General features: G+C 38.3%; 12 protein-coding genes. 5 read left to right on the top strand and 7 right to left on the bottom strand.

The genetic code is table 11. From position 1 onward, the window contains the following. Positions 1 to 32: 32 nt before the first annotated feature. The 7 genes from rpsF to dnaA form a co-directional block, all read right to left on the bottom strand. Entirely contained in the window at positions 33 to 323 is a 291-nt protein-coding gene (rpsF, locus tag PI20285_RS09690; RefSeq protein ID WP_057773932.1) for a 30S ribosomal protein S6, read from the bottom strand. Positions 324 to 509: 186 nt separating this feature from the next. Continuing rightward, the gene (gyrA, locus tag PI20285_RS09685; protein ID WP_057773941.1) at positions 510 to 3005 is read right to left on the bottom strand and encodes a DNA gyrase subunit A; all 2496 of its coding nucleotides are present in this window, start codon (positions 3003 to 3005) and stop codon (positions 510 to 512) included. 80 nt (positions 3006 to 3085) lie between these two features. Then, positions 3086 to 5029, bottom strand: coding sequence for a DNA topoisomerase (ATP-hydrolyzing) subunit B (gene gyrB, locus PI20285_RS09680; protein ID WP_057773940.1), 1944 nt, complete (start codon positions 5027 to 5029; stop codon positions 3086 to 3088). Between the two features lie 35 nt (positions 5030 to 5064). Beyond that, entirely contained in the window at positions 5065 to 6183 is a 1119-nt protein-coding gene (gene recF / locus PI20285_RS09675; protein WP_057773930.1) for a DNA replication/repair protein RecF, read from the bottom strand. Between the two features lie 2 nt (positions 6184 to 6185). Continuing rightward, entirely contained in the window at positions 6186 to 6416 is a 231-nt protein-coding gene (gene yaaA, locus PI20285_RS09670) for a S4 domain-containing protein YaaA (RefSeq protein WP_057773929.1), read from the bottom strand. Between the two features lie 314 nt (positions 6417 to 6730). Continuing rightward, positions 6731 to 7870, bottom strand: coding sequence for a DNA polymerase III subunit beta (dnaN, locus tag PI20285_RS09665; protein ID WP_057773927.1), 1140 nt, complete (start codon positions 7868 to 7870; stop codon positions 6731 to 6733). A gap of 174 nt (positions 7871 to 8044) precedes the next feature. After that, entirely contained in the window at positions 8045 to 9391 is a 1347-nt protein-coding gene (gene dnaA / locus PI20285_RS09660; protein ID WP_057773925.1) for a chromosomal replication initiator protein DnaA, read from the bottom strand. A 555-nt stretch (positions 9392 to 9946) separates the two neighbouring features. Here dnaA and rpmH point away from each other — a divergent pair. The 5 genes from rpmH (at position 9947) to mnmE (ending at position 13822) form a co-directional block, all read left to right on the top strand. Then, complete coding sequence (gene rpmH, locus PI20285_RS09655) at positions 9947 to 10081, top strand: 50S ribosomal protein L34 (RefSeq protein WP_080945492.1); 135 nt, start codon at positions 9947 to 9949, stop codon at positions 10079 to 10081. Positions 10082 to 10201: 120 nt separating this feature from the next. Next, positions 10202 to 10561: a ribonuclease P protein component gene (gene rnpA / locus PI20285_RS09650; protein ID WP_057773923.1), complete on the top strand. Its 360-nt coding sequence runs from the start codon at positions 10202 to 10204 to the stop codon at positions 10559 to 10561. Beyond that, the gene (yidC, locus tag PI20285_RS09645) at positions 10562 to 11398 is read left to right on the top strand and encodes a membrane protein insertase YidC (RefSeq protein WP_057773921.1); all 837 of its coding nucleotides are present in this window, start codon (positions 10562 to 10564) and stop codon (positions 11396 to 11398) included. A gap of 82 nt (positions 11399 to 11480) precedes the next feature. Further along, positions 11481 to 12266: an RNA-binding cell elongation regulator Jag/EloR gene (gene jag / locus PI20285_RS09640; RefSeq protein ID WP_057773919.1), complete on the top strand. Its 786-nt coding sequence runs from the start codon at positions 11481 to 11483 to the stop codon at positions 12264 to 12266. Positions 12267 to 12430: 164 nt separating this feature from the next. After that, on the top strand, positions 12431 to 13822 hold the full coding sequence (gene mnmE / locus PI20285_RS09635; protein ID WP_057773917.1) for a tRNA uridine-5-carboxymethylaminomethyl(34) synthesis GTPase MnmE: 1392 nt from the start codon (positions 12431 to 12433) through the stop codon (positions 13820 to 13822). Positions 13823 to 13862: the final 40 nt, after the last annotated feature.

Below are 13862 nucleotides of genomic sequence, written 5' to 3'. Positions count from 1 at the left end.
TGACTCCTTCCTGAATTAATTAAGTTTATTGTTTAACGTACAACGATCATGTGACGTAAGATACCATCAGTAATCTTAGCGATTCGGTCAAATTCATTTAAGGCCTTGTCATCGTTTGTTTTGGCGTTTATAACATGATAGATACCTTCATTGTATCCACCGATCTCATAAGCAAAACGACGCTTGGACCAATCTTTTGAATCAACCACTTCTGCACCATTGTCTGTCAAGATCTTGTCGAAACGTTCTACTAAGGCTGCCTTAGCTGCTTCGTCAACATCTGGCGCAATGATATAAGTAATTTCGTATGATTTTTGTGCCATGTGTTTTACACCTCCTTATGGACTAAGTGGCTTTCTCAACAATTTTAAGAAAGCAAGGAGAGCTTCTAAATTAATAGTTACTCACGAACTTAAATTATAGCATTCATACTTGTTCAACGCAATAAACAAAAAATCCCAATAAACGATACATAATTAAATTACGTCGTTTATCGGGATTCTATTTATTTATTTTTCTTGATCGTCAGTATTTTCTTCAGTAACTGTTTTTTCAGTTGTCTCGCTATTGTCAGATTGATCAGATGAATCTTTATTTTCCTCATCTGGTTGATCTTCATCTTCATGATCAACTTTAGCCATTGTTGCAACTTTAGAATCTTCATCAATTCTAATTAGATGAACCCCCATTGTTGCACGACCAGTTTCTGGAACTGAATCTACATCAAATCGAATCATAACGCCTCGATTGGTAATTAGCATGATATCCTCATCACCAAGCACGGTTGTCATCCCAGCTATCTGACCGTTTTTAGCAGTCACATTGGCTGTCTTGATTCCTTTACCGCCACGGCCCTTAATTGGATATTCTTTAGCTAATGTTTGTTTCCCATAACCTTTTTCAGTAATAATCAAAACTTTACTTTCAGGTTGTAGGATATCAACACCAACCACGTAGTCTTCATCACGTAATCGAATGCCACGAACACCGGTTGCCGAACGACCCATTGAACGAACTGATGCTTCTGCAAAACTAACTGCATAGCCATTGTGCGTTCCAATAATGATGTTTTGCTTGCCGTCCGTAATTGCAACGTTAATTAATTCATCATCATCTTTCAAATTAATCGCTTTAAGCCCATTGCTCCGGATATTTAAGAATTCAGCTAATGGCGTCCGTTTGGCAACACCCTTCAAGGTCGTGAAAAATAGATAACGTTCTTCTGAATCATCGCGATCCTGACCAGCATTGATGACAGCTTGAATACTTTCACCAGCGCTAATGCCGAGTAAATTAATTACAGGAATTCCCTTAGCTGTTCGGCCGTATTCAGGAATTTCGTAACCTTTCATCCGGTATACTTTACCAGCATTGGTAAAGAACAATAACACATCATGCGTAGAACTAGAAACAAGATGTTCGATGAAATCATCATCATGGACACCCATCCCTTGAACACCACGACCACCACGGCGTTGCGACTTGAATTCGGAAGTTGGCATCCGTTTCACATAACCATTATGCGTTAACGTAACCATAACGTCTTCTTCATCAATCAAATCTTCATCTTCAAGACTTAAGACTTCACCAATTAATAACTCTGTTCGCCGTTTATCGCCAAATTTTTCTTGAATATCAAGTAATTCTTGATAAATAATTTGATTCAAACGTTCAGTATGAGCTAGGATATCGCGGTAATCCTCAATATCTGCCATTAATTTAGTATATTCGTTTTCAACCTTCTCGCGTTCCAATCCAGTTAAACGAACGAGTCGCATATCCAAAATAGCTTGTGATTGTTTATCAGATAATGAGTAATTATTCATCAACTGATCTTTGGCAATCTCAGCCGTTTCAGAATTACGAATAATCGCTATGATTGCATCGATATGGTCCAAAGCAATCCGTAATCCTTCAAGAATGTGAGCCCGAGCTTGCGCCTTTTTAAGGTCAAATTCCGTCCGACGACGAACGACTTCTTCTTGATGTTTGAGATAATACGTCAAGATTTGTTTTAAACTCAAAACTTTTGGCGCACCATCTACAATTGCCAGCATATTGAACCCAAAGGTTGTTTGCATTAAAGTCATTTTGTATAAGTTATTCAAAACAACTGATGCACTCATATCACGGCGCACATCAACGACAACCCGCATTCCTTCACGGTCACTTTCATCGTTTACATCCGTAATACCTTCAATTCGTTTGTCACGAGCTAATTCAGCAATTCTTTCAATCAATTTAGCCTTGTTTACCATGTAAGGAAGTTCCGTAACGATAATTCGTTCACGGCCACTCTTCTCTTGCTCAATATCAACTTTGGCACGAATTATAATCGTACCTTTACCAGTTTCATAGGCTTTACGAATCCCGGATTTACCCATCACTACACCACCGGTTGGGAAGTCAGGTCCAGGGACCGCCTCCATCAAATCGGCAGTAGTTGCTTCGGGATTGTCCATCAAAATATGAATTGCACTAACAATTTCTGACAAATTATGAGGGGGAATATTTGTGGTCATCCCGACCGCAATCCCAGTTGCCCCATTTACCAGTAAATTTGGAAAACGAGCTGGTAATACCTTAGGTTCCCGTTCTGTGCCATCATAATTTTCCTGAAAATCAACCGTATTTTTGTTGATATCACGTAACATTTCAACGGCAATTTTACTCATTCGGGCTTCTGTATACCGCATTGCGGCAGCCCCATCACCATCAACTGAACCAAAGTTACCATGACCATCAACTAACATATAACGATAACTAAAATCTTGTGCCATTCGAACCATGGATTCATAAATTGCTGAATCACCATGGGGATGATATTTACCCATGACATCCCCAACAATTCTGGCAGATTTTTTATAAGGTTTATCAGGAGTAACTCCTAATTCGCTCATCCCGTATAAAATTCGGCGATGCACTGGCTTCAAACCATCACGTACATCAGGTAAAGCTCGCGCCACAATAACACTCATCGCATAATCTAGGAAGGACGTTCGCATTTCTTTACTCAGATTGACATCCGTTACACGTGTGCCAATATTCTCTTCATCAGCCAAGTTATTTAACCTCCAATCCTAAATTAAACATCTAAGTTTTCTACATAAACTGCATTATCTTCAATAAATTTCCGTCGGGGTTCAACACGATCACCCATTAACATGTCAAAATCACCACTAGCTTCATCCGCATCTTCAGCAGAAACTCGTAATAGACGACGGTTATCTGGATTCATCGTTGTTTCCCACAATTGTTCAGCATCCATTTCACCTAAACCTTTGTATCGTTGGATAGCGGGTTTAGGACTAGGTGGCAATTGACTCAATGTTTCTTGCAACTCCTCGTCCGAATCAATATATTTAATCATTTTTCCTTGGCGAATTTGATACAACGGTGGCTGGGCAATATATACATAGCCTGAGTCAATCATAGGACGCATGTACCGATAAAATAGTGTTAATAGCAATGTTCGAATATGAGCACCATCGACATCGGCATCGGTCATAATAATCAATTTATGATAATTAGCTTTGGTTACATCGAATTCCTCACCAAAACCCGTGCCAAGCGCCGTAAATAGTGAACGAATTTCCTCATTTGCCAATACCCGATCTAAAGTCGCTTTTTCAACGTTAAGGATCTTACCTCGAATCGGTAAAATTGCTTGTGTTAAACGAGAACGACCTTGTTTAGCACTCCCGCCGGCGGAATCTCCTTCGACAATAAATAACTCACTAATTGCAGGATCTTTCGACGTATTATCCGCCAATTTTCCTGGTAAGTTATTAATCTCAAGACCACTCTTTTTCCGAGTAACTTCACGAGCTCGTTTTGCAGCAATTCGTGCTTTAGATGCTAACAGCCCCTTGTCAATTACTTTACGGCCAGTATCAGGATTTTCCATTAAGAACTTATTGAAATGTTCTCCAAACACGTCATTAACGGCGGTTCGCGCATCAGAGTTTCCTAATTTAGTCTTCGTCTGACCTTCAAATTGAGGATCAGGATGCTTTACACTGACAACGGCGGTTAAACCTTCTCGAACATCATCACCGGATAAGTTATCTTCAGTATCTTTTAGTAAACCAGTTTTATGTGCGTAATCGTTAACAACCCTTGTTAAGGCCCGCTTAAAGCCTTCTTCATGAGTCCCACCTTCATACGTATGAATATTATTCGTAAAAGTGAGCAGCTTACTTTGGTAGCCTTCTGTATATTGCATGGCTACTTCGACCGTAATGCCTTTTTCGACCCCTTCCACATAAATTGGTTCAGGGAACAAAACATCCTTACCTTCATTCAGATAATCGACATAATGGCGAATTCCACCTTCATAAAGAAAATCATCTTCAGTAGATTTTTCCGGACGTAAATCTTTAAGCGTAATTCGTAATCCTTTATTTAAAAAGGCCAGTTCACGAATTCGGGTCCGCAAAGTTTTAATGTCAAATGTGGTTGTTTCTTGAAAAATATCTGCATCTGGTAGGAAGTGGACTATTGTGCCATGGGCATGGGGTTCAGAATCACCAATGACTTTCATAGGTGTCTTAACTTTACCGCGGGTGAAATCCATATAGTAGATCTTACCATTGTGCATGACTCTGACGTCTAATTCTTCTGATAAAGCATTAACCACCGAAGCACCAACACCATGTAAACCACCGGAAACTTTATAACCGCCGCCGCCAAATTTACCACCGGCATGTAAAATTGTGAAAACTGTTTCCAAGGCAGACTTACCCGTCTTAGCTTGAGTACCAACTGGGATACCCCGACCATTATCAAAGACTGTGATGCTGTTATCTTTTTCGACTGTTACATCGATTTTATCAGCGAATCCAGCTAATGCTTCATCAATTCCGTTATCAATAATTTCCCAAACCAAATGATGAAGACCTTGGGCGCTGGTTGAGCCAATGTACATTCCGGGACGTTTGCGAACTGCTTCTAGCCCTTCAAGAACTTGAATTTGACTCGCATCATATTCTTGGGCTTTTTCTTCTTTGCGTTCCCGAGCAGCTTCAATTTCTTCTGCTGATTTTGTTTTATCGTCTGCCAAAATTATTCCTCCTTATGCAAAGTCCCGTTACTAATCGTAAATATTCGGGGCTCATCAATTAACTGCCGTGCAACCCCACTCAAACTCGTTGTTGTCAAAAAGGTTTGCACCTTATTTTGAATCGTTTTTAGTAAGTGTGTCTGGCGATCATCATCCAACTCCGACAAAACGTCATCCAAAAGTAAGATTGGGTATTCTCCCGTTTCTTCTTTCATAAGATCAATTTCCGCAAGTTTCACACTTAGAGCCGTTGTCCGTTGCTGTCCTTGAGAACCAAATGTCTGCACATTTTTTCCATTAACCAAAAAACGCACGTCATCTCGTTGGGGCCCGACTAATGTGGTTCCCTGCTGTAACTCACGTTCTTGATGTTCTACAAAAGCTTCTTGAAGTTTTGTATACAGCTGATCAACGGTTAATTCTTTGCCTTGATCGACCTGAGAAACATACTCAAAGGTCAGATGTTCTTTACCTAATGATATCTGGGTATGCAGCTGTTGAGCCCATTTTTCTAGTTTTTTTAAAAATTGACGGCGCTGAAATATTATTTCAGCACCGTAAGCAGCTAATTGGTCGGACAGGACTCCTAAAAAGACTTTGTCACTATGCACTTTGAACTTTAACTGCTTTAAATATTGATTTCTTTGCTTCAAAATAGTCCGATATTGCGCTGAATTATAGAGATACTTGCTACTCATCTGGCCAAATTCCATATCGATAAACCGTCGGCGAATAGCTGGCGATCCTTTTACTAACGACAAATCCTCTGGCGCAAACAAAATCACGTTTAATTGACCAATATATTGGGATAATTTACTTTGCTCGATGTGATTTACTCTAGCTCGTTTTCCTTTGGCACTTAATTCTAATTCCAAAGGCATTGAACTCATCGTTTTTTTTACCCGTGTGGCCAACTGTGCCGTATCCGCATCCCAATTAATTAGGTCGCGATCATTCGACGTCCGGTGACTACGAGTTAAAGCTAAAACATAAATAGATTCCAATAAATTAGTTTTTCCTTGCGCATTTGCACCTAAAAGCACATTTACGCCTGGAATAAATTCAGTCTTTAAGTCAGTGTAATTTCGAAAATTATGAAGACTAAGATTCTCCAAGTACATGCTTATTCCTCACGTCTTGAACGAATGAGAAATAACCCTTCACCTGGAATATTAACCGTATCATTCGGATATAGCTTTTTTCCTCGCCGATCCTCGGGCTCATCGTTAACTTCTAAAGAATGTTCACGAAGATACCATTTTGCCTGACCACCAGACCCAATAATGTCTTCCATTTTCAGAAGCTGACCAAGCGTAATGAATGGTGTTGTTATTAAAACTTTATGTTCTTCCAAATTTACAACCACCTTTACTCTTCCAAATTTCTAATGCCATTCCGTTTTTGTTTTTATGGTCAAAATATCCGATCATCAGAATTAAATAACGAAATTTATTTTTAAATAAAACTTTATTAAATACTTATCTATTATACCTTTAAAAAGGGAAAAAAACAAACACAGAGGCCGTGTTTTGCGTTTTAAGCCGTTTTAAACATATTTAGCTACTTTTGACTTTTTTTGCGTATTTTTCTCAAATCCTCAAAATTTAATTTTCAGATAAAAAAAGATCAAAACGCGTTGTTCGCATTTTGACCCGTTATTTTAAATTTTTAGAATGTTCGTACTGGCGTAATTAACTGAATAAAGTTTTCTTTATCTTCCGTTGGTACTAACGTAAATGGACGTAATGCTGAAGTAAACGAAACTAAAATTTCAGTTTGTCCAAAAGAACGTAAAGCATCTTTCATGTAATCTGGGTTAAATGAAATTTCTAAATCATCACCATCAACAGCCTTGGCGTCTAATTGTTCTTCGACGTTTCCGACATCAGGAGAATTTCCAGAAATTACAATTTGATTGTCCTCGGTAGCAATTGCTAATTTAACAACATTATTACGACTTTCATGTGAAAGTAGAGATGCCCGTTCAATTGCAGCCAATAATGCTGGTGCATTAAATTCCAAGGTTGTAGTTGACTCCTTTGGAATTAAACGGGATGTGTCAGGATAGTTTCCTTCCAACAAACGTGAATAAAACGCTGTGTCACCTAAAGTAAACAACACTTGGTTTTCGGAGATCCGCATAATGACATCCGGATTTTCTTCACCAATCATCCGAGACAACTCAACGAGACTTTTCCCAGGGATGATCACATCATATTTACCTGAATTAGCTTGGGGTAATTTAATTTTACGTTGACTTAAGCGATGACTATCTGTGGCCACTGCCATAAACTGGTCACCATCAATGCTGAAATGAACACCAGTTAAAATTGGACGACTTTCCTGAGAAGAAACGGCAATTACGGTCTGGCTAATAAGTTGCTTAAAGACGTTTCCAGAAAGTTGAATTTGATCATTGCCATCTAATTCTGGTAAATGAGGATAATTATTAGCATCTAAACCATTAATTGTGAACTCTGCGGCCCCAGAAGAAATCTTTGTTTGAAAACCATCCGTAATTTCAACTGTCATTGATTCTTCAGGAAGTCGTTTGACAATATCACTGAAAAAGTGAGCTGGTAAAACAATTTTTCCTGGATCTGCAATTGTTAGACCGTTGTCTTCTTTTTTTGCGTCTAGCACAGTTTCAATAGAAATATCAGCGTCACTACCTGTTAGGATGATCTGATCCGATGTGACGTCTAATTTTAAACCAGTTAATATCGGAATTGTGGTTTTTGATGAAATAGCTCGTTGCACATCATTTAGTTTTTGAATGAAGGTATTTCTTTTGATTGTGAATTTCATTAGGGACTCTCCTTTTTAGCAAATGTATTTATATATAATTATATAGTAAAAGTAGCAGTAGTAATAGGGCCTGTTGATATTGTGTAAATGTAACCTAACGCTTAGATAGGTCTTTGATCTACCATGTTGATAGAATGTGGATAACTATTCCGGTAATTCACAGTTGTCCACAGCCTAAGGTTTGAGCTCACTTTTTAGATCGCCGATTTGACGTTGCAAATCATCATCTTTTTTCAGAGCCGCTGCAATTTTTTCGTGCGCGTGAATAACTGTCGTATGATCTTTACCACCAAATTCCATCCCGATTTTTGGTAAGGAGGAATTAGTTAGCTCACGAGAAAGATACATCGCGATTTGGCGGGGCATTACAATGGATTTCATCCGTTTTTTGCCTTTTAGATCAGAAATAGATGTGTGATAATACTTGGCAACTTTGTCTTGAATAAGCGAAATAGAAACTTCACTAAACTTGGTTCCGAAATTTAGACTGCGCATGGCTTCGGATGCTAAATCGGTAGTAATACTGGTACTTTGTAAGTTTGCATAAGCTTGTACTCGAGCTAATGCGCCCTCTAACTCTCGAACATTAGAATCAACCTGTGTGGCAATATAGTTTAAGGCTTCGTCAGGAATTTCAATGTTATCTGCCATGGCTTTTTCGCGCAAAATAGCAATTCGTGTTTCTAAATCAGGCGGTGTAATATCAACTGATAATCCCCATTTGAAACGGGAAACTAGACGTTCTTGCAACTTAGGAATTTCGTTTGGTAATCGATCAGAAGTGAGAACAATTTGTTTTTGATTACCATATAATGCTTCGAAAGTATGGAAGAATTCTTCTTGGGTCGCCTCTTTGTCGGCGAAAAATTGAACATCATCTACTAAAAGAAGGTCCACATTCCGATAAATTTCGCGGAATTCTTCTTGATGTTTTGACTGAATAGCATTGATAAAATCGTTAGTAAAAGCTTCACTAGTAACGTATTTAATGTTGGTATTGGGGTTATTTTTTAAGATTTGATGACCAATTGCGTGCATCAAATGGGTTTTACCTAAACCAACACCACCATAGAAAAACAAGGGATTATACATAGTTCCTGGTTCCTCGGAAACGACTAAAGCGGCCGCATGGGCCATTTGATTACCTTTACCTGTAACAAAGGTGTCAAACGTGTACTTATCGTTTAAAGTGGTTTTCTCCATGAAATCAGGAGTTTCTCTTGGTTTTTCTGCAGCCGGTTTTTCTTTTTCAGCTTTTTCAGTCTGCTCACCTTCTAAAACAAAGTCAGGTGTAATGTCGGCCTGCGTAATTAAATAAGCATATTCAACAAATTTAGGTGCCAAATGTTGTTTCCAGTAGTCTCGGTGTAACGGAGAAGGCAATTGGATGGTCATGACACGATCCTTTAAATCAATAGGTTTGGCAACATCGATCCAAGTAGAAAAACCGAGCGATGAGATATCGTTATCTTTTTTAAAATCGGCTTTAATTTGGTCCCAGAGTTCATTTTTACTTAGCACAAAAACCCCTCCAAAGTGGCGTATAATTTATTTTTTGTGTTTTCAGTCGTTAATCGAAGGAAACAATGAATTAAGTTTAGCATGAAAAAAAAAAGTTTTCCACAGGATGTGGACAACTTTTTAAAATAAATAACAGCCAGTGAAGAAAATTGTTAACAGGTTGTTGAAAAAGTCTGAAAATTTCACGTTTTTTCAGGTTATTCACATCAAACTGTGGACAACTATAGTCCGGTAAATCTAGCTTTCTGATGGTTATCCACTGAAAATCACAAAAATGTGGATAACTCAATCACAGGGGGTGAATATCCGGATAAGTTTGGGACAGACGGTGGAAAAACAAGAATTAAAAAATTTTTTATCCACAATGTTATAACCAGCAGAATTTTATTTTGTGGACAAAACTAAAGTTTAAACATAATCTTTTTTAATTAAGACCTTTGCATGACGGTTAATATGTGATACTATATTATGGTAATTGTAATTAGATACTGAGTTGATTTCATTAATATAAATGAAACTATAAAAATTTCAGTGTTGTTATGGGAGGTGTACGAATTGAAAAGAACATTTCAACCAAAAAAACGTCATCGTTCACGTGTTCATGGTTTTCGTAAACGTATGAGTACAAGCAACGGCCGTAGAGTTTTAGCACGTCGACGTCTCAAAGGCAGAAGAGTATTATCTGCATAAGGCCACTGATCCCAGTGGTCTTTTATTTTTGAAGAGATTTTCAAAAACAACAGACAAGGACTCTTTTGTTCTATATAATATGTAGAAACTTGATAATACGATATATTTTGGAGAGAGATCATGCGTAAGTCATACCGTGTAAAAAGAGAAACAGAATTTCAAAAGGTCTTTGAAACCCATAATTCATTCGCAAACCGTAAGTTTGTTGTGTATGTTATGGAAAAGCCCGGGCAGCCTCATTTTCGTGTGGGAATTTCTGTTGGTAAAAAAATCGGTAATGCGGTAATGCGGAATTTTATGAAACGGCGCATTAACCAAAGTGTTCTCGAGTTTAAACCTCAATTGCGTCAAGATATTGATTTTTTGGTCATTGCACGACCGCAAGCTTCTGGTCTTTCAATGAAAGAAACCAAACAGCAATTGAAACATGTATTCACGTTAGCTAATATCTTAACTACTGATCAAAGTGAGGAAAAATAAGTGAAACACAGCAAAAGAAATATGGTGATGATGGCAGTCGCCAGTTTAACGCTTCTGTTAGCGGGTTGTAGCACGTCTCCAATCACAAATCATAGTACTGGTATCTGGGATCATTGGATTGTTTACAATTTCTCACGAGCAATTATTTGGTTATCTAATTTATTTGGTAATAATTTTGGCTGGGGAATTATTGTCTTTACCATTATTATTCGGATCATTATTTTACCTTTAATGATTTACCAAACTAAATCTTCTATGAAGACGGCTGAAATTCAGCCTAAGGTTCAGGCACTGCAGAAGAAATATTCTTCTAAAGATGTCGAGACTCAACAAAAGCTTCGTGAAGAGCAACAAAAATTGTATGCTGAGGCCGGTGTTAATCCGGTTGCGGGGTGTTTACCATTAATTGTCCAGTTGCCAATTCTGTACGCATTGTATGCGGCTGTTAGTCGGACAGAGGTATTAAAGGCCGGGACATTTTTATGGCTTCAATTAGGTGATAAAGATCCTTACTTCATTTTGCCCGTCATTGCCGCAGTTTTCACTTATATTAGTTCATGGCTCAGTATGAAGTCACAACCTACTCAAAATGGTATGACAACGATGATGACAATCGGAATGCCCGTAATTATCTTCTTTACGGCTCTGAGTGTGCCATCTGCTGTTTCTCTTTACTGGGTTGTTACAAATATTTTCCAAGCTGGTCAAACGATGCTTCTTCAAAATCCCTTCAAGATTAATCGGGAACGTGAAGCAAAAGCTAAAGCAGAACAAGATAAGAAACGCGCGATTGAAAAAGCTAAACGTAAAGCCTACAAAGGTCGAAATAGAAAATAACAAGACTGGAGATTGGAATTTAGGTTCTGGTCTTCTTTTTTAATACATAACGATAATTGTGTAAGGGTAAAGGAGGGAAAATATGGCAACTTATAAAGGTGAAACGATTGAAAAAGCTGTTCAAAGTGGTTTAGCCGATTTAGATGTTAGTCGCAGCGAGGTTTCTATCAAAACACTTGTTGAACCAAGACGGGGATTCTTAGGAATTGGGAAGCGATTAGCAGAAATAAATATATCAATCATTGAGCCTCAGAAATCAGTAGTGGCTAAAGAACCTGTTATTTCTGAGCCAAAAAAAGCAGAACATTCTGAATCCGAGGTTCACGCAAAGCTCAATGAAGTAGATGATGAAACTAAAGCTGAAGTTCATAATCAGCCTAAATCCGCGACGCGCCCTCGCTTGAATGATCAGGTTGTTGCAGAACTACAGGATTATTTATCTAAAATTGTGGCACAGCTCGGAATCAAAGCAACGGCCACCAATCATTTCCATCATCGCGATGTTCAAATAAATTTCAGTACAGAGCAAGAAGGCATGCTGATCGGAAAACATGGTCGTACGATTAATGCTTTACAAACTTTGGCTCAGGTTTTTCTTTTGCATCACGATATTGCTCATGCAAACGTCAATTTAGATGTTGAGAATTACCGTGAACGACGAACCGAAACTTTGCAGCATTTGGCAGAAAGTACTGCTCGTGAGGTTGTGGCAACTGGTGATCCTGTCTTTTTAGATGCCATGCCAGCGTTTGAACGAAAAGTGGTTCATGCAGCTTTGACAAATAACCATTTTGTGACAACTTTTTCGGAAGGTCATGAGCCACATCGGTATGTAGTCGTTGCCCTTGTTCAAGATGAACAGCTATAAAGTAAGTAAAACAAATTGACAAATCGGCAGTAAAAATTTAAGATATAAACATTAATTCTTATTTGAGATAAAGTAGTGAAAGTACTTTACCACGTTTAACCTTTTAGGGCGTGGACTAGGTGCTTTTTTTATTTGACTTGAGTTATTTGGAAAGGAAATTGAAAATGCAAGAGACAGCAACCGAATTAGATACCATTGCGGCAATTTCAACACCGGCTGGCGAAGGAGGCATTTCAATTGTCAGAGTGAGTGGCAATGATGCTTTGGATGTAGCTTCACGGATCTTTAAAGGAAAAAATCTTCATGAAGTTAAAAGCCATACGATTAACTATGGACATATCGTCAATCCCAAAACTAATGGCAAAATTGATGAAGTGATGGTTTCTGTCATGCTGGCGCCTAAAACATATACTTGTGAAGACGTCGTTGAGATTAATTGTCATGGTGGGATTGTGCCAACCAATGATATTTTGCAGTTAGTATTGAGTAATGGGGCCCGAATGGCAAAACCGGGTGAGTTTACCGAGCGAGCCTTCTTAAACGGGCGAGTGGACCTTTCTCAAGCAGAAGCGGTTATGGATCTGATCAGAGCCAAAACAGACCGTTCTATGAAGGTTGCTTTAAATCAGCTTGATGGTGATTTGTCTCATCTGATTAAGAATTTGCGGCAGGATATTTTAGATGTTTTGGCACAAGTTGAGGTTAATATTGATTACCCCGAGTATGACGATGTTGAAACAATGACTAGTAAATTGTTACGCGAGAAAGCTGTTGAAGTGAAGGCACAGATTAAACAACTGTTGCAAACGGCTCAAGAAGGTAAAATTCTTCGTGATGGTTTAGCAACAGCCATTGTTGGCCATCCTAATGTGGGTAAATCAAGTTTGTTAAATCGGATGTTACATGAAGATAAAGCGATTGTGACAGACGTTGCTGGCACTACTCGTGACGTTTTGGAAGAGTATGTAAATGTTCGTGGTGTGCCGTTGAAGTTAGTTGATACAGCTGGAATTCGCGAGACCAATGATAAAGTTGAAAAAATTGGTGTGGAACGAAGTCGTAAAGCGATCCAAACTGCTGATTTAGTATTGTTGGTCTTGGACAGTAGTCAGCCCTTATCCAAAGAAGATCGCCAACTTATTGATGTAACTAATGAAGCTAAACGGATTATTATCCTTAATAAAACGGATCTTCCCCTTCAACTAGATATGGACGAGTTATTAAAACTAGTTCCTGAAGACCAAATTATTCGAACTGCAGCTACTGAAGGAATTGGTTTGGATGATTTGAAGGAAAAAATTGCTAAACTGTTCTTTGGTGGGATTGAAAGTAATCAAAATAGCGTGATTGTGACCAATGCACGACATATTGGATTGTTAAATCAAGCAGAGGATGCACTTGATTCAGTTCTTCAAGGATTAGATGATGGTGTGCCGGTTGATTTAGTTCAAATTGATATGACTCAGTGCTGGGATCTGCTTGGTGAAATTACCGGAGATAGCTATCAAGATGAATTATTAGATCAACTATTTAGTCAATTCTGTTTAGGTAAGTAAGTAAATTAAGTTAAATGAAGTTAATTATAAAACAAATTAT

It is taken from the genome of Pediococcus inopinatus, assembly GCF_002982135.1.
GTDB lineage: Bacteria > Bacillota > Bacilli > Lactobacillales > Lactobacillaceae > Pediococcus > Pediococcus inopinatus.
Note: the sequence above shows the minus strand (reverse complement) of the source record. Positions and strands in the feature narration are given on the sequence as shown.

Bases quoted from the DNA above. Each gene is read 5' to 3' on its own strand.
- jag (WP_057773919.1), top strand. From the start codon at position 11,481: ATGGCAACTTATAAAGGTGAAACGATTGAAAAAGCTGTTCAAAGTGGT.
- mnmE (WP_057773917.1), top strand. From the start codon at position 12,431: ATGCAAGAGACAGCAACCGAATTAGATACCATTGCGGCAATTTCAACA.
- rpsF (WP_057773932.1), bottom strand. From the start codon at position 323: ATGGCACAAAAATCATACGAAATTACTTATATCATTGCGCCAGATGTT.
- gyrA (WP_057773941.1), bottom strand. From the start codon at position 3,005: ATGCGAACGTCCTTCCTAGATTATGCGATGAGTGTTATTGTGGCGCGA.
- rnpA (WP_057773923.1), top strand. From the start codon at position 10,202: ATGCGTAAGTCATACCGTGTAAAAAGAGAAACAGAATTTCAAAAGGTC.
- dnaN (WP_057773927.1), bottom strand. From the start codon at position 7,870: ATGAAATTCACAATCAAAAGAAATACCTTCATTCAAAAACTAAATGAT.
- recF (WP_057773930.1), bottom strand. From the start codon at position 6,183: ATGTACTTGGAGAATCTTAGTCTTCATAATTTTCGAAATTACACTGAC.